Origin of the sequence: Nostoc sp. DedVER02, from assembly GCF_034530675.2 — a bacterium.
GTDB lineage: Bacteria > Cyanobacteriota > Cyanobacteriia > Cyanobacteriales > Nostocaceae > Nostoc.
The window spans coordinates 66236-86156 of record NZ_JAVRCP020000001.1; the positions used below are offsets into that span (position 1 = coordinate 66236).

General features: G+C 40.7%; 18 protein-coding genes and 2 riboswitches. Of the genes, 10 read left to right on the forward strand and 8 right to left on the reverse strand.

The genetic code is table 11. The features are described 5' to 3' along the window. Window positions 1-454: 454 nt before the first annotated feature. Both RMZ41_RS00265 and rnc read left to right on the forward strand, forming a co-directional pair. On the forward strand, window positions 455-1243 hold the full coding sequence (locus tag RMZ41_RS00265) for an NYN domain-containing protein (protein WP_322643122.1): 789 nt from the start codon (window positions 455-457) through the stop codon (window positions 1241-1243). A 136-nt stretch (window positions 1244-1379) separates the two neighbouring features. Beyond that, entirely contained in the window at window positions 1380-2066 is a 687-nt protein-coding gene (gene rnc, locus RMZ41_RS00270) for a ribonuclease III (protein WP_322643121.1), read from the forward strand. A 56-nt stretch (window positions 2067-2122) separates the two neighbouring features. Here the strand turns inward: rnc and RMZ41_RS00275 are convergent, their stop codons facing one another. Continuing rightward, window positions 2123-3313 carry a HAMP domain-containing sensor histidine kinase gene (locus tag RMZ41_RS00275; RefSeq protein ID WP_322643120.1) on the reverse strand — a complete coding sequence of 397 codons (1191 nt, stop codon included), beginning with the start codon at window positions 3311-3313 and terminating at the stop codon, window positions 2123-2125. Window positions 3314-3732: 419 nt separating this feature from the next. Then, window positions 3733-3956: riboswitch (cyclic di-AMP (ydaO/yuaA leader) on the forward strand. A 97-nt stretch (window positions 3957-4053) separates the two neighbouring features. Between RMZ41_RS00275 and ntrB the strand changes: the two genes are divergently transcribed. The 5 genes from ntrB (at window position 4054) to RMZ41_RS00300 (ending at window position 10093) form a co-directional block, all read left to right on the forward strand. Continuing rightward, window positions 4054-4905 carry a nitrate ABC transporter permease gene (ntrB, locus tag RMZ41_RS00280; protein WP_322643119.1) on the forward strand — a complete coding sequence of 284 codons (852 nt, stop codon included), beginning with the start codon at window positions 4054-4056 and terminating at the stop codon, window positions 4903-4905. A gap of 165 nt (window positions 4906-5070) precedes the next feature. Then, the gene (locus RMZ41_RS00285) at window positions 5071-6513 is read left to right on the forward strand and encodes an ABC transporter substrate-binding protein (RefSeq protein WP_322643118.1); all 1443 of its coding nucleotides are present in this window, start codon (window positions 5071-5073) and stop codon (window positions 6511-6513) included. A 100-nt stretch (window positions 6514-6613) separates the two neighbouring features. Then, the gene (locus tag RMZ41_RS00290; protein WP_322643117.1) at window positions 6614-7450 is read left to right on the forward strand and encodes an ABC transporter ATP-binding protein; all 837 of its coding nucleotides are present in this window, start codon (window positions 6614-6616) and stop codon (window positions 7448-7450) included. Between the two features lie 17 nt (window positions 7451-7467). Then, window positions 7468-7600, forward strand: a riboswitch (cyclic di-AMP (ydaO/yuaA leader). 204 nt (window positions 7601-7804) lie between these two features. Continuing rightward, entirely contained in the window at window positions 7805-8422 is a 618-nt protein-coding gene (locus tag RMZ41_RS00295; protein WP_322643168.1) for a universal stress protein, read from the forward strand. Between the two features lie 333 nt (window positions 8423-8755). After that, window positions 8756-10093 carry an SLC13 family permease gene (locus RMZ41_RS00300; RefSeq protein ID WP_322643464.1) on the forward strand — a complete coding sequence of 446 codons (1338 nt, stop codon included), beginning with the start codon at window positions 8756-8758 and terminating at the stop codon, window positions 10091-10093. A 58-nt stretch (window positions 10094-10151) separates the two neighbouring features. On the opposite strand, the gene RMZ41_RS00305 is transcribed toward RMZ41_RS00300, so the two are convergent. Both RMZ41_RS00305 and RMZ41_RS00310 read right to left on the reverse strand, forming a co-directional pair. Then, the gene (locus RMZ41_RS00305) at window positions 10152-10364 is read right to left on the reverse strand and encodes a high light inducible protein (protein WP_322643465.1); all 213 of its coding nucleotides are present in this window, start codon (window positions 10362-10364) and stop codon (window positions 10152-10154) included. Window positions 10365-10406: 42 nt separating this feature from the next. Next, window positions 10407-10619 (reverse strand): high light inducible protein, encoded by a 213-nt coding sequence (locus RMZ41_RS00310; RefSeq protein WP_322643466.1) that lies wholly within the window; start codon window positions 10617-10619, stop codon window positions 10407-10409. Between the two features lie 626 nt (window positions 10620-11245). Here RMZ41_RS00310 and RMZ41_RS00315 point away from each other — a divergent pair. Then, window positions 11246-14365: an MFS transporter gene (locus tag RMZ41_RS00315; protein WP_322643467.1), complete on the forward strand. Its 3120-nt coding sequence runs from the start codon at window positions 11246-11248 to the stop codon at window positions 14363-14365. Between the two features lie 418 nt (window positions 14366-14783). On the opposite strand, the gene RMZ41_RS00320 is transcribed toward RMZ41_RS00315, so the two are convergent. Together RMZ41_RS00320 and RMZ41_RS00325 are read right to left on the reverse strand one after the other, a co-directional pair. Continuing rightward, a complete protein-coding gene (locus RMZ41_RS00320; RefSeq protein ID WP_322643468.1) occupies window positions 14784-15152 on the reverse strand; it encodes a hypothetical protein in 369 nt (122 codons plus the stop codon). Between the two features lie 108 nt (window positions 15153-15260). Further along, window positions 15261-15677, reverse strand: a complete 417-nt coding sequence (locus tag RMZ41_RS00325) for a hypothetical protein (RefSeq protein ID WP_322643469.1) — start codon at window positions 15675-15677, stop codon at window positions 15261-15263. Between RMZ41_RS00325 and RMZ41_RS00330 the strand changes: the two genes are divergently transcribed. After that, window positions 15667-15912, forward strand: coding sequence for a hypothetical protein (locus tag RMZ41_RS00330; RefSeq protein WP_322643470.1), 246 nt, complete (start codon window positions 15667-15669; stop codon window positions 15910-15912). The genes RMZ41_RS00325 and RMZ41_RS00330 overlap by 11 nt on opposite strands. Then, complete coding sequence (locus RMZ41_RS00335; protein WP_322643471.1) at window positions 15912-16175, forward strand: type II toxin-antitoxin system RelE/ParE family toxin; 264 nt, start codon at window positions 15912-15914, stop codon at window positions 16173-16175. The genes RMZ41_RS00330 and RMZ41_RS00335 overlap by 1 nt, the downstream gene beginning before the upstream one ends. A 148-nt stretch (window positions 16176-16323) precedes the next feature. Here the strand turns inward: RMZ41_RS00335 and RMZ41_RS00340 are convergent, their stop codons facing one another. The 3 genes from RMZ41_RS00340 to RMZ41_RS00350 form a co-directional block, all read right to left on the reverse strand. After that, window positions 16324-18252, reverse strand: a complete 1929-nt coding sequence (locus RMZ41_RS00340; RefSeq protein WP_322643472.1) for an ABC-F family ATP-binding cassette domain-containing protein — start codon at window positions 18250-18252, stop codon at window positions 16324-16326. 71 nt (window positions 18253-18323) lie between these two features. Further along, window positions 18324-18740: a DUF1824 family protein gene (locus RMZ41_RS00345; RefSeq protein WP_322643473.1), complete on the reverse strand. Its 417-nt coding sequence runs from the start codon at window positions 18738-18740 to the stop codon at window positions 18324-18326. Window positions 18741-18886: 146 nt separating this feature from the next. Then, on the reverse strand, window positions 18887-19735 hold the full coding sequence (locus RMZ41_RS00350; RefSeq protein WP_322643474.1) for a prohibitin family protein: 849 nt from the start codon (window positions 19733-19735) through the stop codon (window positions 18887-18889). Window positions 19736-19921: the final 186 nt, after the last annotated feature.

Here is a 19921-nt window from a genome sequence, read left to right on the forward strand (position 1 = left end):
ACGCATCTACGCTTTTACGAATCTTCATAAATAAGTATATTGACAAATCAGGGTGATCTATGTAACTCTGTATATGAGACAGAACAAACAACCGCACTCTAAAACGCAGGTTTTTGGTGGCTGTCTCAGCAGCAGAATTCCTAGTTTCCTGCCAAGCTTCGCGTCATCCCTCCGGCTGAGTTTTCAGCCCGATGTCAGGTCAACTAATTGACTAGACATTCAATGGGAAGACAAGATATCTGGGTGAATATTCAGGGGAAGGGATGACGCGAAGCTTGCTAGGAGACTGGGAGTTCTACTGCTGAGACTTAAACCAAATGAGCGTGACGGTAGATAGCTTTATGACAGAGAAGTACTTTTTAAGTACAAATTCTTCGTACAAAGCTCTGCTACTGCTAGATGTGTAATTTATTGAAGCTGTCCAGTTCATCGAAAGAATACTGGATATATCACAATGCCATACGCTAATCAATCTTCCAAAAAACAAGCAAGCCAGCAGCTACCTCTAGTTTCCATTTATTGGGATTATCAAAACACTAAATTAAGTCCATCTCAGGTTAAATCATTGCTGGATTTAGCCCAATCCAAAGGGTGCGTAATTAGCATAAATGTCTACTACAATTCACAGCGTGAAGATCAAACTGCTGTAAAGGATGATTTAGGCAATCTTGGTTTTAACTGTGTTAATGTTCCCTGTCCTTTAAAAAATAGTGCAGATAACCAATTAATAGCCGACTGTTTAGAGGAGATTCACAGTAATATGTCTCCAGACAAAATTATGCTCATATCAGGAAATGGGGACTTTGTAAAATTGGTTCACAATCTTCAAAAATTAGGTAAACAAGCTATTATCCTTGCTCAAATAGGTAATGTAAAACAAAAGCTTAAGGAATTGGCTGATGAATTTTACTTTTTAGACGATTTATCCCGATTAATTAGCGATAAAAATCAACCTCAAATTATTTCGGTTGTGCCCCAAATTAATTACAATGACGCTATAGACTATCTAGTTGAAGCTATCAATACTCTTTCAAGCCAAGATAGATCTACCGTATTTGGTTGCATTGATCAATTGATGCGTCAACTTTGTGCTAAGTATCAAGGATGCTCATCTATTTCTACAGCTAATGGCAAGAAATTTAAGAGGTTTAGCCAGTTTATTGATGCTGCTATAAGGGATGGTAAAGTTCAAAAACAAGGCAAGGAATTATTTTTGGTTGAGTTAGACAAACTGGCTGCTTAAAATAGTTTTTAATAACCCAGTTTTTACTCAACTGGGTTTTACCAATACCGCTATCTGCGGTTTTTTAATGTCTGAAGACAATAGCACTGGTAAAGTTTCCCAATAGTCAATTTTCGCAACAAGACATAAGATAAAAATGCACAAGCTTCTAATATTCCATAATGAAAAACTTCTCCGCCATGCACTTACCCACCGTTCTTATGTCCATGAAAACCCTGGAGAAGGCGAACACAATGAACGTCTAGAATTTCTTGGTGATGCTTTACTGAATTTCTTAAGTGGCGAATATCTATATAGTTGTCACCCAGAAATGGGAGAAGATGAATTAACACGGCGGCGTTCGGCGCTGGTAGATGAAAAGCAATTAGCAAAGTTCGCTGAGGAAGTAGGTTTAGACTTTAGGATGCGGTTAGGAAAAGGCGCAATTCGAGACGGAGGCTACCAAAATCCTAATTTGCTCAGTAGCACCTTTGAAGCTGTACTTGGTGCTTACTATTTGGATAATGATTCCAATATTGAAGCAGTTAGGACAATTATAGAACCACTATTTGATTCTGTAGATCCTAAAAATATAGTTGTATCTCGTTCTAATGTAGACTCAAAAAATCGCTTTCAAGAATGGGTGCAACGCAACGTTACTCCAAATCCCCCCAAATATTTTACAGAACAAATAGGAGGCCCTTCTCACGCGCCTGAATTCGTCGCCAAAGTATTGGTAGATGGAAAAATTTACGGCGAAGGTAAGGGACGCAATAAGAAAGATGCAGAGAAAGCTGCTGCTGAGGATGCGCTAGCTAAATTGAAAAAACAAGGTTTGTTGTAAAACTTTTTTGATTTCACGCAGAAGCGCAGTGAAGAATTTTATGTCTTGGCGCGAAATCAACTCTCTATTTCTAAAGGCAAAATTACCGTGAAAGTAGAACCAACTCCCACCTCAGAAACTAAGTTAATTGTACCTTGGAGGAGTTTTACTAAACGCGAAACGATCGCTAGCCCCAATCCTGTACTATCGGGTAGATAAGGACGATCGCTAGAACTAACCCGAAAGTACGGTTCAAATATCTGGGCTTGGTTTTCTGCTGCAATACCAATTCCAGTGTCACAAACTGCGATCGCGCATCTTTCCTTATCCAACACCTGACACATTATAATAATTGTCCCCGACTCTGTATAGCGAATTGCATTACTAATAAGATTTGTAATAATCTGTTGGCATTGAAAAGGATCTGTGACTAATTCTTTGGGGGCGCGATCGCAATCTACTATGACTTTTAAATTTTTCCCAGCAGCTAAAGGTTCCAACATTTCACAGACATTATTGATTAATTCACGCACATCGGTTGGTGCTAGTTGGAGTTTTATCTGTCCTGCTTCATAGCGCGAAAGTTCTAGTACATCGTTAATTAGGTGGAGTAATTGTCTACCGTTACGTAGTACTCGCTCAATATGTTCGAGATTGGCAGAGGTGTCTTTTATCTTAGTGTTTCGTCGTTGTTGGCGTAAAAACAGATCCGAGTAACCAATAATAGAAGTTAAGGGATGCTTTAATTCATGGGCTAGTTGCGAAAGATACTCTTGATTTGCGCTCATCAAGCGCGTAAGTTCATCATTATGGAGTGTTAGTGATGACTGCAACTGCTGTAATTCTCGTAAGCGTTGCTCAACATAACTCTTGAAACACCGAGCGATCGCTTCGTCTATGATAGCATCAACCAAACGCATAGAACGAATTATATCTACAGGTGTTCCTTCTAATAAATCTGCTTGTAGAGCATCAAATATTATTGTTCGCAGCAGATGATATTCTCTGGCAATTTCTGCTGGATCGTAACCTTGTTCCGCTCTAATAGCTCCATGCTGAAAACTGGCAGTAACTATCGACTGAATATCATTATCCTGAGATTTTGAAAGCACTGTTACCATTGCTTCTAAAACATCAGGGATATGATCCTTTACTGCTGTATAAGATAGGTCATCAGCACTTTCAATCCGTCTATCCTTGCGAACTGCTGTAACCCATTTATCAAGGATGGTGTCCGTTTTTTCAGCCAGTACTTGACTAAAATCCATTATGTTAAATTCAGCTAGGAGATAGATGAGCAAACTGCCATATCCAATTAGTTTAGCGAGTGCAGTGGTTTTTTACCAAGCTTTAACATTTAATTCACCTACCAAAAGAAATAGATTCTGCATATTCGTTTCTTTGCTGGTTAACTAACCAGACATAAAACTCTCTCAGTATAATCCAGCTTGAAATTAAGAAATATTAATTAAACACGTAACCAACTTGATGCTTGACTAAACTACATTGTTTAGCTTTCTAGGCAAGGATTTTACTCAAAATATTACTGTAATTACAATTTCTAATTGTTACTATAGTTTACTTAAAAACACTTAGTCTTAGTACAAAATTTAACTATTTGTATCACAAGACTGATAGCTTTTACTGAGCAGCAATGTTATATTATGCATAATCTTAGTAATCCATTAGAGTAAGTCAGCCTAATTCAGCGTGTCACAGTGCATAACGCTGGAGCGGAGGAACCAAATTGTGGGGCGTATCTCATAGAAAGTGAGGAGTTGAGAGTGAGAAGTGAAGAGTTACTAAATATTTAACTCATAACTCATAACTTATAACTCATAACTTTCTTCAGAAGGGCATCTCTCAGCCCTAGCCCGTCAGCTAACTTCGTAGGCATTGAGAGGAGACTGAAGAGACGGCATTTTTATAATGTTCCGATCTCATCAGTGTCCAAGGCTGGTACTGCTCGGATTTTTTGTACCTGCACTTAAATCTGTTGAGGTCGTAAATGATATTTCAATTAAATTTGGCCGCGATCGCAGCGATCGCAACACAAGCTGCGTGGAAAAAGACAAAACCTGTCATCCTCAGAGATGTATTTATTCTACCTGTATTGGGCTTCTTGGGAATAATTGTGCTGTGGTGGATTATTGCACTCGCCAACCATGAATTGATGCCCACCCCACCAGAAGCATTAATCGCCAATCTTGACTACATCTTAAATCCGTTCTACCAAAGAGGCCCAGGTAACTTAGGAATTGGTTGGTTGCTGATTGCAAGTCTGCGTCGAGTATTACTGGGTTTTTTATTAGGTGCGGTAGTAGCCATTCCTCTGGGTTTTCTCATTGGGATGTCCAAATCGGCAATGCTAGCGCTCAATCCCATCATTCAAATTTTTAAACCTGTATCGCCATTAGCTTGGCTTCCCATCGCCTTAGCAATTTTCAATTTAGCAGATCCTTCAGCCATTTTTGTAATTTTCATTACCTCACTATGGCCGACAATTATTAATACCGCATTAGGAGTTTCTAGCGTTCCTAAAGATTATTTAGATGTAGCACAAGTGTTAGAAATGCCCCGTTGGAGGCGGATTACCAAAATCATTTGGCCTGCAAGTTTACCGTATATTTTTACAGGTTTACGAATTAGTTTAGGCATCGCTTGGCTAGTAATCGTTGCCGTAGAAATGCTTACAGGCGGTATTGGTATCGGCTTCTTTGTCTGGGATGAATGGAGTCGTTTAAACTTGAGTTCAGTCTTTTTAGCTGTGTTCATAATTGGCTTAACCGGTTTAATCCTAGATTACGCTGTGGGCAAAATCGAAGAATTAGTAACCCATCGCCCAAAAACTTCCAACTAACAAAATTCGGCTGCTATGTATGGCAATTCTAAATGATCGGAAAATTCTTTCCTTCTTGCCTTGGCGACTTGGCGGTTCGATAAATTAGGATTGCTCAAAACAGCAAGATATAACGAGACTCTGCACTTGGAGCATGAGCAACTAATCACCAATGGAGCTACAAAAATGGGTGATATAAACTGGACTCGACGAGATTTTATCAAAGGAATAGGAGCAACCACAACCGGAATAGCGCTGTCCTCCTGTGGAATTTCAGGAGATAGATCAGCCAAAGGATTAACTGAAGAAGCCTTAGCTGTACAACCAGTAATTAGATCGCAAGACTTAGAAAAACCCGATCTTACTGTTGGTTACGTTCCCGTTAATGATTGTGCGCCATTTGCGATCGCCTGGAAAAAAGGCTTCTTCCGCAAATATGGTTTGAACGTCACACTTAACCGTGAGGCTAGCTGGGCTACCTCCCGCGACGGTGTAATTTTTGGTCGCCTCGATGCTTCACCCGTAGTATCTGGTGCTGTTACCAACGCCAGAATTGGTGCAGAAGGCGCACGCCACGCCCCCTTGTGTGCGGCCATGACCATTCACCGCCACGGTAACGCCATGACCATGAACAAAGCCATGTGGGATTTTGGGCTGCGTCCGTGGTACGAGTATCAAGAAAAATATGGTGATGGTGCTTTAGAAGCCTTTGGGCGCGATTTTCGAAGCTACTTTGACAAGCAACCGCCAGAAGGTAAAGTCTGGGCGGTAGTGTTAAGTTCCGCAATTTACGAATACTTTATCCGTTACTTATCTGCTGCCGCAGGGGTTGACCCCCTTAAAGAGTTTCGCGTCATCATCGTTCCGCCTCCCCAAATGGTGACAAACGTGCGAATTGGCGCAATGCAAGCTTACATGGTTGCAGAACCCTGGAATACACGAGCAATAACAGGTAACGAAAACATCGGTTTTACCTTTGCACAAGGCAAAGAAGTCTGGTTAGGACACCCAGATAGACTTTTGGGGGTGATGGAATCTTTCATTGAAAAATATCCTAAAACCTATCGTTCCCTAGTCAAGGCGATGATTGAAGCTTGCCAATATTGCAGCAAAGCAGAAAACCGCCAAGAAGTTGCCGAACTAATAACAGAACGTTCCTTTACAGGTGCAAGACCCAAAAAGAAAAATGCCCCAATTGCGAAGTTTACAAGTCCGGGAATTCTCGGAAACTACAACTATGGCGGCTTTGATGGTAAAGACCGTACCATCAAAGCTGCTGACACCACGATTTTCTTCGATATTCCTGACAACCTTCCCAAACAACCAGGAGAACACTCAACATTCTTATGGAGATCGAGAAGTCTCTGGTTAATGACACAAGCAGCGCGGTGGGGACAAATTAAGGAATTTCCCAAAAATGCCGAGAAATTAGCAGAACTTGGCTGGAGAACAGATTTATATCGGGAGATAGCATCTGAAATGGGCATCAAATGTCCCAAGGATGATTACAAGGTCGAACCACCAGAAGTATTTATAGATAAGAAAGGCTTCGACCCCAGCGATCCTGTGGGCTATCTGAATAGTTTTGCTATCAGGGCTAATGCTCCCACAAACTTTTTCATGTCTTAAATCCCAAATTCAAAAATTGACCCTGGCAATTTGAGATTTTCGGTACAAGTCGCAGTTAATCCAAAATTGATTGACTAAATTATTTCGGGAGCCTTTGATAATGGAATATACCTCATTACCTATTAATACCCAGACTGGAGTTCTGCCCCGCACTGGATTTTTAGAAATTGAAAATTTAGTTAAGTCTTATCCGACACCTGATAAAGGTAACTTTGTCGTTTTAGATGGAGTTAATCTAACGATTGCTGAAGATGAATATATTTCTGTAATTGGTCACTCAGGTTGTGGGAAATCAACCTTATTAAAGATAGTAGCTGGTTTAGAAAAAGCCACTTCTGGCTCAGTTCGGTTAGATGGAAAAGAAATCCGTCAGCCAGGAGCAGAGCGGATGATGGTATTTCAGAACTATTCACTGTTACCTTGGTTAACAGTACGAGAGAATATCCGTTTAGCTGTGGATGAAGTGTTAAAAAATGCTAATCGGGCTGAGAAAATTAGCATTGTAAATGAACACTTGGCAATGGTAAACTTGACGGCGGCGGCTGACAAATATCCTGATGAAATCTCTGGAGGGATGAAACAACGAGTAGGTATTGCCAGAGCTTTAGCAATTCGTCCTAAAATGTTGCTGATGGATGAACCTTTTGGGGCGCTAGATGCGCTAACTCGTGGCAAATTGCAACGGCAGGTATTGGATATTTGGGAAAGTAATCGTCAAGCAGTGATGATGATTACTCATGATGTAGACGAAGCAATTTATATGTCCGATCGCATCGTCTTGATGACCAATGGCCCATCTGCTAGTATAGGAGAGATTTTAGAAGTTCCTTTTGAGCATCCGCGCGATCGCGCCGCTATGCGAAACTCAAAAGAATATTTTGAACTCCGCAACCACGCCTTAAATTTCCTTGATCGCTATTTTGCCCAAGACGAGTAAATTAGATTATCATTTTTTTTAGTGGGTAGCCTAATTCAAATTCATGAAAGCTGGATTTGGAACGGAGGAACCAATGTTTGGGGCTAATCTTATGAGAGACACCTTCCAGTCTTAGCCCGTCAGCTAACTCCGTAGGCAATGGAAGGAACCCCCAAGACTTTGGCTGTAATACAGTTATTATTGGGGTTTCCTGGACTGATTTCAGATTTTAGTCATGAGTCATGAGTCATTGGTCATTGGTCAAAAACAATGGACGAATAACAAATGACAAACGACAAAATTTAAAATTTGTCCCCCTGCTTCTCATTACTAATTCATTTCATTGGGAGAAGTAAAGCTGTGCAAATCAAGCCAATGTTAGCACGTCTGCAAAGTGCCACAGGACGAGATGACTTAATTGAACAAATGGTACTAGTACCAGAACCAAAAAAGCCTTTTTCTAAAGAACCTCAAAAAGCAAAAGCAGTTAATTTAATTGTTGCTTATGACGCATCTCCTAACAGTCATACGGCACTAGATATTGCCTTCTGGATTGCCCATCAAACTCGTTTAGCTACTAATGCAGAAGTTACAGTTCAAGCTGTTTATGTGGTAGAAGACAATCAAAGCAGTGAATATCCAAATATTTTAAGTTTTCCACAACAGCCTTCATTAGAATGTCCAATCAGTGAAGTATCAAAGTCTGTCACACAAGTATTAACTCAACCCAAATTGCAGACAGTGGTAACTCCACTACAACAGGCAGATATAATTCTCTGGCAAGCCCGAAGTCTGGCTGAAGAATGGCAGGGTTCTTTTAAATCTCATTTGCGGTTTGGTAGTATTTGTGCAGAACTTCGCAAAGTTGTTGCATCAGAAGCCGCTGATATTCTATTTCTTGGTTGTAACTCTGTTAATCACCCGATGATTGAGGGATTAGGTTATAATTTTCCCTGCGCTGTTTTGGGTATTCCCACTTCTATTGATGAATAATTGTTGTTTAGAATTTCAGTAATTTTTATCCAATTAATTGCGAGTGTAGATAAGTCACCTAAAACTAGGTGGCTTTTTCGCTACAGCACTTCCTGCTGCTATGAGGTACAGATACTTGGAATGCTATTAGTCAAGCTAGTAATTAAAAGTTTGTAGTAAGCACTTTAGTGCTTAAAAAATAATGACTGAAGTCCTGACTACAAACTTTCTTACCCATCAATTTAAACTCGACAGACTATTAACACAGACAAACAATAATTCGAGCAATTAATGTACCTTATAACTTCGGGAAGTGCTGTAATAGGCAACAAATTAAACTTCAGGAGGTAAGATGTGGACAACTGGCAAGCAATCCTCAGTGGAATTACATTTATCAGCGTCATTATCTTAGTAATGACAGAATGGGTACATCTGACTATTGCTGCATTATTGGGAGCATTGTTATTAGTTTTCAGCAACGTCATGACTTTAGAAGAAGCTGTTGGTTACATCGGCAACAGTCATGGAACACTCGGTTTATTCTTTGGAGTTATGGTGTTAGTACGGGCTTTTGAACCTACTAAGATATTTGATTATTTAGCTACTCAAATAGTACTTCTAGCTAAGGGGCAAGGTAAGCGTTTATTACTCGGTATTGTTGCTATTGTGACACCCATCTGTGCAGTTTTACCAAATGCCACAACAGTAATGTTGCTAGCACCTTTAATTCCCCCAATGGCGCAGGAAGTCGGGATAAATTTCGTACCTTTATTAATTCTAATGGTATTTGTTGCTAATAGCGCCGGACTCCTAACTTTAGTTGGAGATCCAGCCACCTTTATTGTTGGTGATGCTGTGAATATTAGCTTTACAGATTATTTGTTTAAATTGAGTTTAGGAGGGGTAATTGCCGTTGCTATAGTAATTGCAACACTACCCTTTTTATTCCGCAAAATTTGGAATACCCAGTTAGATAATCTGGAAGAACTGCCACGCCCACAAATCAATCACCCACGAGCTTTAAGCTTGGGTGCAGTGATAGTATTTTTTGTTCTGGTATTTTTTGTCATCGGAGAAACTTTACCAGTTCCGGTTTCGCCTGCTGCCGCAGCTTTGTTAGGAGCCGCATTAGCTTTGCTTTTATCTCACCATAGCAAAATTGATTCAGTTAACAATATTTTGCGGGATGTAGATTGGAGTACATTAATATTTTTTATGAGTATTTTTGTATTAATTGGAGGGCTAGAAAAAACAGGTGTAATTAATGGTTTATCAGGGGTTTTAGCAGCAATTCTAGGGAAGAATATTATTTTGGGTTCCCTAGTTTTATTATTTCTTGTAGGTATATTATCTAGCGTAGTACCCAACATTCCTTTAGTGGTGGGGATGGTTCCCTTGCTTAAACAATATATTGTAACTGTGGGATTAGCACCCGCAGAAGTTTTAGCACAAGATTTTCAAGGGCAGTTTCCCCCAGAAGTATTACCACTCTTTTACGCGATGATGTTTGGTGCAACTTTGGGAGGTAATGGCACATTAGTAGGTGCATCATCTAATATCGTAGCTGCCGGGATTTCTGAGCAGCATGGACGACGTATCTCTTTTAAAACTTTTTTACATTACGGTATTCCAGTAATGCTGTTGCAACTCGTAGCTTCGGCTTTGTATGTGTTGGTTCGCTTTCTACTTTAGATAGAGGTAGGGGCAATTCATGAATTGTCCCTACCTGGAAATTATGGTTGCAGGGCTACTAATAGCTAATTAGATGCAGTACATCACGTAAAACACTATAGCCAGCTAAATCCCACAATAGATAGGCTAGAAAACCAATTGCTGCCAAACGACCATTCCAAATTTCAGCTTGAGGTGTCCAACCAAAGAGAAAAGCATTGCGATCTATGCCGTTGTATTCTGGTGCAACAGGTGGTAAATCTGTAGAAGGACGAGTTCCTTGAGTTGCCATTTTTTTCTCCAATATTTAGTAGTTTTTCAGTTATTTAATCTTCTAGTAGCTAATTAAGTGCAGTACGTCACGAACAACGCTATAACCAGCCAAATCCCACAAGAGATAGGCTAGAAAACCAATTGCTGCCAAACGACCATTCCAGATTTCGGCTTGAGGTGTCCAGCCAAAGAGAAAAGCGTTGCGATCTATGCCGTTGTATTCTGGTGCAACAGGTGGTAAATCAGTAGAAGATCGAGTTTCTTGAGTTGCCATTTGTTTCTCCCAAATTTCGCAGTTTTTTAGATATTTAATTTCTAGCAGCCAATTAGATGTAAAACATCGCGCTGGATACTATAACGACTAAATCCCAAAGCAAATTTTTCTCTTGCAAGTATTGGCAAATCTTTAGAAGAATGAGTTGCCATTTTGTTGTCGTTAACAATTGATTTGTTAACTTTAATGTAGCTATTTATAACTAGATTGCTTTCTGTCTGTAGGCACAAACTACAAGCACTTCTTGGGGACGATAATCAACAACATCGTCGTGCAGACAAATCCACCCTCAGAGGGTGATAAAAATATAATTATAAATAAATGTAAAGTTCTAGTAATTAAACTATAATTTCGGCGCAATCAATTGTTGTGATTAAGTAGTTAAAATTAAGAGACTGGCAACCAATAATTAACCAAACTTTTAACTACTCTTACCGTTAGATGATAAAATTTATATCTTTTGCTGGATAAAGTTTTCAGCCTTTGGAGAGATGCTTTAAACAGCTAAATTCTACGATTCTGAACTAAACAGTTAGGTATTGCCATAGATACAGACAAAAATACTAAGAGTTGCTTCTCAAGAAAATCTTAATTCCCCAAATTTAAACTTAGTAGAAGGAAATACAATGTTCCAAAGTACGGAAATCATGCTGGGACTGTACAAACCACTGTTATGGGTTGCACAGACTTCAGTAGATCCCTCAAACATCACGCCAGCACAGGCATCGGTTCTCACTTCGGGGCCGCGCTTTTTTGTAGCTTTAATCTCCGGTGTGATCCTAGCCTTTGCTTTCCAATTAGTTCTCACTAATCTCTCCCTTGCAGCCGGTATTTCCTATCTGGGGAACTCATCTGACTCGGATTCAGATTCTGGAGAAGCCGGAAGTTTGGGCGGCAGCATTCGCAAAATCGGTACGGCAGTAGGGATTTGGACGTTAGTCACTGTAACGATCGCCTTATTAATTGCCTGTTTTCTAGCAGTAAAGTTAAGCCTTGTAATCTTAGATCCAGTATTGGGAGCAATTCTCGGTTTAGTGATTTGGGGTGCTTACTTTTTACTCCTGGTTTGGGTCAGTTCCACTACTGTGGGTTCCTTAATTGGCTCAGTGGTGAATACGGCTACTTCCGGTTTTCAGGCGATTATGGGCACAGCTACCGCCGCACTGGGCGCTAAAGCTGTCAATAACCAAGTTGTCGCCACAGCTGAAGCCGCCGCCGCCGCCGTCCGTAGAGAATTGGGAAGTGGCATCGACCCTGGAAGTATTCGGGAGAACATAGAAGATTATTTAGATAAGCTACGTCCACCAGAGTTGGATGTATCGAAAATTCGGAGTGATTTTGAAAATTTACTCAACGATCCACAATTAAAAGCGATCGCAGGGACTCCAGATATTCGCAATATCGATCGCCAAAAGTTTATCGATTTAGTCAGCAGCCGCACCGACCTTTCCAAAAAAGACGTTACCCGCATTGCTGATACTTTATATAAGGTTTGGCAACAGGTGGTAAGTCAGCAATCACCCAGCGAAGACCGTCTGGGTGAGTTAATGGATTATCTGAAATCACTTCCAGCAGGGCAAAGCAAGACAGATGAACTCAACGCCAAACTGGATCGATTAGTAGCAGAAACACGTGGTTCCAAAGAATCCGAGCAAAAGGCAGCCCCCGGGCCAATGCAAAGTACAATCCAGCAAGGACTATCCGCCTTAACCGCCGTTGTGTTAGGACGGGCAGATTTATCTGATTTGGATGTGGAAAAAATCTTGGGTAGCCTCACCACCGCCAAAGATAAAGTCACCCAGCAAGCAGATAAGTTAGGGTTGCCAACACCATCACAACCTTATAGTCCAATTCGGGCTGATGTCGAAAACTATCTCTACAACACTTATGCTTGGCAACTGAGCCAAGAAAGAATTGCCCAAGAATTTCGTGATGTAATTTACGACCCAGCAGCCGACCCTGGAATAGTTCGCAGGGAATTAGAAAGATTATCACGTAACGATTTCGTTAATATCTTGCAACAACGGGGACTACTTACCCAAGCCCAAATTCAGCGCATTGCTAATCAGCTAGAAGTTGTCCGCAAAGAAGTGCTGGTGATAGTTACAGGTATTGAAGAAAGAGAAATAGTCCAAGACTTGCAACGTGCAGTAGAAAGTTATCTGCTCGTTACCCCAAAAGCAGAGTTGACAGCTGAAGGCATTGAGCGGAATTTCAAACCTCTGTTGCAAGATTCAGATGCAGATTATGAAACTCTGACATTGCGATTAGCGCACCTCGAACGTCAGGAAATTCGGGCGATATTGCTGGAACGGAATGATATCCAGCTATATGAAGTAGACAGCATTCTTGATGAATTGGAGAAACAGCGCGATCGCGTCTTGATAGAATCCAAAGGATTAGCTGAACAAGCACAATATCAAGCAGAAACCCTGTGGTTGAATGTAGAATCATATCTGCGTAATACAGGGAAATCAGAACTGAATCCTGATGCCATCCGCGCGGAGTTCAAAAAGCTATTAGAAGATCCCCAAGCTGGAATTAGCTCAATTCGGGCACGTTTGTCTCGCTTTGACCGCGATACCTTGGTGCAATTGTTGAGTCAGCGCCAAGATTTGAGTGAAGATCAAGTTAATCAAATCATCAATGCGGCTGAGGAGTCGTGGCATAACATTCGCCACACACCCCAAGCTGTAGTGGATAAAGCCAAAGAGCAATACGACTCTGTTACCACAACGATCGCAGATTATCTACGGAATACTGGTAAACAAGAACTGAATCCAGAGGGTATTCAGCGAGATTTGACCAAATTGTTTGAAAATCCCAAAGAGGGAGCCGTTGCACTACGTCGGCGGTTGTCGCGGGTAGACCGAGATACACTCGTGAAGTTGCTCAGTCAACGTCAAGATTTGAGCGAACAACAAGTCAATGAAATCATTGATTCCACACAAACTTCGATTCGTAACTTTGTGCGTGCGCCTCGGCGTTTAGCTACCCGCACCCAGCAAAGAGCGGAAAACTTCAAAGCTTATCTGGAAGAGTATCTACGCCAAACTGGTAAAGAAGAACTTAATCCTGAAGGTATCAAACGCGACTTGCAACTACTCTTGCACGATCCGCGAGTTGGGGTAGAAAGTTTTAGCGATCGCCTTTCCCATTTTGACCGTTCTACCATTATCGCCCTGCTGAAAATTCGGGAAGATATGTCTGATGAAGAAGCAGCGCGGATTGCCGATAACATGGTGTCCGTCAGGGATCAATTTGTAGAACAAGTGCGGAATATCCAACGAGGCATTCAAGATGCGATTGAGGGAGTTTTTGCCCGCATTCGCAACTATCTAAACTCTTTGGATCGCCCAGAACTTAACTATGATAGTATCAAGCGCGATGTCCGCACATTTTTTGAAGATCCTCAAGCGGGATTTGATGCCCTGCGCGATCGCCTATCTTCTTTCGATCGTGATACCTTAGTGGCAATTATGAGTTCTCGTGAGGACATCTCAGAAGAAGATGCCAACCGAATCGTTGACCAAATTGAGCGGGCTAGGAACACAGTATTGCAACGTGCAGAACGCATCCAGCATGAAGCTCAACGCCGCCTAGAACAGGTGAAGCATCAAGCACAGCGACAAGCAGAAGAAACCCGCAAAGCCGCAGCTACAGCAGCTTGGTGGCTGTTTGCTACAGCATCCGTCTCCGCCGTTTTCTCTGCATTAGGGGGAGTCATTGCTGTAGTTACGCAGTAGTTTAACAAGTTTTCTCCGCTAACTTATAAGCCTCCCACCTGGGAGGCTTTTCTTCTATATATAGCAGGGGACTGGGTGAAAAGTCTTTTTGCGTCTAAGTTTCATCATCTGTTGATGTCCTAACCACCAAGGCTTGTGCTATGGCTTTCGGGCAATTATATTATGTCTCAATACGGTTCAGTTAAAGACTATTGGTAAAAAATTTTGGGTTTTTGAGACGCGATAAATCGCCGTCAAGACAAGTGTTTTGGTCTTATCTGAACTGTATTGTATGGGGTTGGGGGTGGGGTTCATTAGGGAAATCCAAGAAATAAATTATCCAATTTTAATCCTGCAAAACGACTTTCTTTCCCCCTGCTCCCTGCCCCCTGCCCCTCTGCCTACATAGCGATGGGATATTTATTAATTTGGAAGTCCCTTATTGCCCTGCGCTAGCTTTCAATCGAGTCAACCTACTTTTACGGATGCGATCGCTATCACGAACACCACCTGCTATCTCATATTCGCTGCTGTCTGTGCCATACTTAAAAGCAACTCCCTTCAGCATTTTGTCTGAAAGCTTACTCAAGTTTTTTTCCATCTCATCAATTTTAGTTTTAGAAGAGTCAACTACAGCTAGAGCAGCATTATAAGCATCAATCGTAGTATGTAACTGCTCAATTGATTGAGCCAGCTTTTCTAAATTACAATAATCATCAAAATTCATATTTGGATCGATTGCTTTGAATCCGGCGAATCTGAATTCAGCTTTTTCTATAACACGGGATGTACGTTTTTGACGAGGCATAAATATATTCCTTAAGGAGAGATTAAAACCTATTTTGACCTCATCAAGCTGTTTTCTGGTGCAGTAAAATCATTGAATAAATGTATATTTTTAAACAAGTAAATCTAACTAAATTAAGTAGTTTTCCTGATTTAGGATGTTGTACTTGGTTTTGTTGCTGGCGATCGCTTCCATGTTAGTGATGAATGTCACGATGTTAAGGATGAATATCGCGATATCAATAAGTAAAATCGTGATGTTGGTGGCGAATATCGGGATATAACTTATCGATATCACGATGTTAAGGATGAATATCGCGGTATCAATAAGTAAAATCGTGATGTTGGTGGCAAATATCGGGATATATCTTATAGATAGCGCGATATTAGTGATGAATGTCGTGATGTTAGCGACTAGACATAAAACTTGATGGGTGGCGATCGCACTTTTCCACAGATGCGTAACCATGATAATTAGAGTTAAAATCAGGATAATGGTGTGACAATGCGAAAAAAACACACCAAATAGGAGAAAAATGCCAGCCATTGTTAAACTACAACTCTCCTTAGAAACTTTAGCAGAAGCAATATCTTCCCTTGATTTAACAGAAAAACGTCAACTTCAAGAGCTAATTGAGCAACAAATTTTTGAAGCCGAAGAAGCTTTGTATGAAGACGATGCAGATACACTGGCAGAAATTGAAGCAGTTCGCGCTGAGTATAAAGATGGTGAGTCTTTGAGTATAGATGAATATCTTGCTAACCGCTCAGAGCAGAGATAATGAGTTATGCGATCGTTATTTCCAAATCGGTACAAAAGCAGATTGATAACTTACCAAATGATGTTACTGAGCGTGTTATTGAGAAAATACAAAGTCTTGCTTCCCAAGCGCGTCCCGATGGAATTGTCAAGTTAAAAGGTTCTGATAACGAGTATCGTATCCGTATTGGTGATTATAGAGTTCGTTATGAGATTGATGATGAAAGTCAGCTTGTACAAATTTTGCAGTGCAAGCATCGAAAAGATGTTTATAGAAAAAGTTAACCCCAAAAAGCTTAACTTTATTACGATAAAACTGGCTGTGTAGGTGATGCCTACGAAAGACGCGATAAATCGCCGTCTCTACAATTAGTCTTTTGTAGAGACGGCGATTCATCGCGTCTCCTGTCTTAATTCACGTCAGATTAAAAAATCAAGACTCCATCTCCGCCAATTCTAACCAGCGTTCAGTCGCCACATCGATCGCGTACTTGAGCTTCTCCACACGATCGTATAGTTTCTGCACTTCGCTATAATCCCCCGGTGCAACATTCCCTAGTGTTTTCTCGGTTTCTACCTTCTGTGCCTCTAACTCGGCAATTTTACCTTCCAACTGGTCAAATTCCTTCTTTTCCCAATTAGATAACCTCCGCCGCTTGGTATTGTCTACATCCTTGGGTGCAGACGCACCATTTTGGACTTCGGCATTTTTAGGCTTCTCCTTAGTAGTAGCAGCCTGTTGCTGTGCCTCTTCAGCCTTCTTATAGTCAAGATAAATCGAGTAATTACCTGGGTATTGCCTCAGATTACCGCCTTCCTCAAAGGAGAATACTGTGTCGATGGTGCGATCGAGAAAGTAGCGATCGTGAGAAACTACAATTACACACCCGACAAAATCTTCTAAATAATCCTCAAGTACTGCCAAAGTCTGAACATCTAAATCATTTGTCGGTTCATCTAAAATCAAGACGTTGGGCGCACTCATCAACACCCGCAACAGAAATAAACGGCGTTTTTCACCACCAGAAAGTTTACTAATTGGGGCATACTGTTGATTACCAGGAAACAAAAACCGCTCTAACATTTGCGAAGCAGTAATTTGAGTTCCATCGGTAATTTTGATAAATTCACCTTCTTCTTTGATGTAGTCAATCACACGCTGATTTTCATTTAAAGCTGTGAGCAATTCTTCCGAATGCTGGTCAAAATAACCGATGTGAACTGTAGTCCCAATTTCTGCAACCCCTGAATCTGGCTTAATTTGACCAGTAATAATATCCATTAAAGTGGATTTACCCGCACCATTAGCGCCGATGATGCCGATGCGGTCTTCTGGACTAAATTCGTAGGTGAAATTCTTAATCAGAGTGCGTCCATTGTAGGCTTTAGAAACGTTATTTAATTCAATAACTTTTTTCCCAATCCGACGACCAACTGTAGAAATATCAACTTTACCCTGAACTTGCTTAAATTCAGTATCCCGCAGAGCGTGAGCGCGGTCAATTCTAGCTTTTTGCTTAGTACTTCTAGCTTTCGGCCCTTTTTTCAACCATTCCAACTCGCGCCGCAATAAGCCTTGATGTTTCCGTTGAGTACTAACGGCAGATTCTTCAGCTAAAGCTTTCTTTTCGAGGTAATATGAATAATTACCTGTATAGGTGTAAATGTCGCCTCGGTCAATTTCAATAATGCGATTGGTGACGCGATCTAGAAAATAGCGATCGTGAGTAATTAGAAAAAGTGCGCCGCGATAACGATTTAAATAACTTTGTAACCATTCTACAGAAAGAGCATCCAAATGGTTTGTCGGCTCATCCATCAGCAAAGCATCGGGTTCTGCTAACAATGCTGATGCTAAAGCAATCCGCTTGCGATAGCCTCCAGATAAAGTGCCTATCTTGGCATCAAAGTCAGAAATTCCTAATTTTGTGAGGATGATTTTAGCGTTAGTTTCTAATTCCCAAGCACCGCTTGTATCCATCTTTTGCATCACCACAGAAAGGCGAGACATCAGTTGACTATCATCTGGATAGTGAGCTAATTTATCTGAGAGTTCTTCATACTCACGCACCAAAATCGTATGTTCGCCACTGTCAGCAAAAACTTGCTCTAAAACTGTGTGGTTCTCATCTAAATCTGGCTGCTGCGGTAAATAGATAATTTTAGAACCGGAATTGATGATAATTTGACCGCTATCAACGGATTCTAACCCAGCGATCATTTTTAATAAGGTCGATTTACCGGAACCATTAGTACCAATTAAGCCAACTTTATCGGTAGCATCAAGGCTAAAACTCGCATCTTTTAAAACTTCTTTGATGCCAAAGTCTTTTTTAACCGACTGAAGTGTAATAATACTCATAAAATCTAGTAATTTTTCATTGACCAATTAGTTAGTAGGTAAGACACTACCTTACCTACCTTTACCGAATACTATACAAATAAATCCAAGGGGAGATGTCCATACATTTCGTTAATTCCGTCTTCGTGGTAAGACTGGCAAGAAACTAATACGCCACGATGATGTCCAGCATAAGAATCGAGATAACACAAGCCATTTTTACCATTTAATTTTATATAAACTGGCCCTTCAGGTGTCAGTAAATTATTTGGTGGTTCATAACCCAAAGCCAGAGAATAGGTCTTCATTGCCAATATTCCTTCTTCTGCTGTATCGGCACAAATTCCTAAAATTTGATAATCAGCAAGTTTAGTTACCAAAGTTAAGGCATTACGAATTACTGCTTTTTCGGATGCATTGAGAATTGGCGCAATATCTAGACAGTTAAATTTATTCAGTAATTTTTTCGCTTCTTCGGCGGTGAGATTCTGAGGATTGGGGCTTGGCATAAACTTTGATTATGAGCTTGTTGGTTTTCGTTGTGTTTGAGTTGAGACTAGCCCAACTGATTCAGTATTATTTACTCAATTTAAATTCGTGTTAACTTCAACTTCGCTCAGTGAGCAAGGCTTTAATCTTAAACGAAGTCGAAATATTAAGGTTGATTTTGAACATTCCCAAGGTTGAATATGAAAGGAACACCGCTTTTCGAGTCACTACCCATAACAAGGACTTTGGGCATCTGAGCGCCGCCACTCTTCCAAGCTTCAATTGCTTCTTTTTGCAAAACTAACTGTCCTCCTTGGGCTTTGAGTGTCTCTGCTAAAAGTCTTTGAGCTTCTGCCCTACCTTTGGCACGGTTTACATCTGCTTGTGCTTCTTGTTCTGCTTCCCGTGCTACATAAACGGCTCTTTGCGCCCGTTGTTCAGCAATTTGTTTTTCTTCCACTGCTCTGGCAAATTCTGGTGAGAATGCTAAATCAACTACGCTAGTATCTAACACAATTATCCCATATTTGTCTAAGCGATCGCCTAATGCTCGATCGAAGTCTTCTTTTAACTCACTTCTTTTAGTAATTGCCTCTTCTACTGTTCTTCTAGCAGCTGCAATTTTAAATGCTTCTTGGGTCTGAGGTGCAATGATTTTCGATACAATATTTTCTAAGGTTCCTTGTTTCCTTCTAACTTCAACCACTTGTATGGGATCGAGGCGAAAGTTGATTGCAAATCTCGCAGATAAATTTTGCAAATCTTTAGTAGAACTCTCTGCTGGCACTTCAAATTTCTGGACAGTTAAATCATACACATCTATCACTGAGATAAAAGGCGGTTTCAGGTGAATCCCTTCTAACAAAGCGCCATCTCTAGCTTTACCCAAGATGCTGATCACTCCTGCTTGTCCTGGGTTAATAATGATAAAGGAATTTAGTCCAAGAATCACTAGTATTGCTAACACAATTCCTAAAACTGTGCTTTGCCAATTCCCAAATTGCTGATTTTTCAAATTCCTCTCTCCAATTAGAATTAGTCATTAGTCATTGGTCATTGGTCATTGGGCATAATTATTCCCCATTCCCCATTCCCAATTCCCCATTGTCCATCCTTAGTGATGATATTAACCAGTTAGAGCGGTTTCTGGATGGGGGAGCGAATGATATTATCCAATTTTCCACAACTGTTTTAACTTATT

Bases quoted from the DNA above. Each gene is read 5' to 3' on its own strand.
- RMZ41_RS00265 (WP_322643122.1), top strand. From the start codon at position 455: ATGCCATACGCTAATCAATCTTCCAAAAAACAAGCAAGCCAGCAGCTA.
- rnc (WP_322643121.1), top strand. From the start codon at position 1,380: ATGCACAAGCTTCTAATATTCCATAATGAAAAACTTCTCCGCCATGCA.
- RMZ41_RS00275 (WP_322643120.1), bottom strand. From the start codon at position 3,313: ATGGATTTTAGTCAAGTACTGGCTGAAAAAACGGACACCATCCTTGAT.
- ntrB (WP_322643119.1), top strand. From the start codon at position 4,054: ATGATATTTCAATTAAATTTGGCCGCGATCGCAGCGATCGCAACACAA.
- RMZ41_RS00285 (WP_322643118.1), top strand. From the start codon at position 5,071: ATGGGTGATATAAACTGGACTCGACGAGATTTTATCAAAGGAATAGGA.
- RMZ41_RS00290 (WP_322643117.1), top strand. From the start codon at position 6,614: ATGGAATATACCTCATTACCTATTAATACCCAGACTGGAGTTCTGCCC.
- RMZ41_RS00295 (WP_322643168.1), top strand. From the start codon at position 7,805: ATGTTAGCACGTCTGCAAAGTGCCACAGGACGAGATGACTTAATTGAA.
- RMZ41_RS00305 (WP_322643465.1), bottom strand. From the start codon at position 10,364: ATGGCAACTCAAGGAACTCGTCCTTCTACAGATTTACCACCTGTTGCA.
- RMZ41_RS00310 (WP_322643466.1), bottom strand. From the start codon at position 10,619: ATGGCAACTCAAGAAACTCGATCTTCTACTGATTTACCACCTGTTGCA.
- RMZ41_RS00315 (WP_322643467.1), top strand. From the start codon at position 11,246: ATGTTCCAAAGTACGGAAATCATGCTGGGACTGTACAAACCACTGTTA.
- RMZ41_RS00320 (WP_322643468.1), bottom strand. From the start codon at position 15,152: ATGCCTCGTCAAAAACGTACATCCCGTGTTATAGAAAAAGCTGAATTC.
- RMZ41_RS00330 (WP_322643470.1), top strand. From the start codon at position 15,667: ATGCCAGCCATTGTTAAACTACAACTCTCCTTAGAAACTTTAGCAGAA.
- RMZ41_RS00325 (WP_322643469.1), bottom strand. From the start codon at position 15,677: ATGGCTGGCATTTTTCTCCTATTTGGTGTGTTTTTTTCGCATTGTCAC.
- RMZ41_RS00335 (WP_322643471.1), top strand. From the start codon at position 15,912: ATGAGTTATGCGATCGTTATTTCCAAATCGGTACAAAAGCAGATTGAT.
- RMZ41_RS00340 (WP_322643472.1), bottom strand. From the start codon at position 18,252: ATGAGTATTATTACACTTCAGTCGGTTAAAAAAGACTTTGGCATCAAA.
- RMZ41_RS00345 (WP_322643473.1), bottom strand. From the start codon at position 18,740: ATGCCAAGCCCCAATCCTCAGAATCTCACCGCCGAAGAAGCGAAAAAA.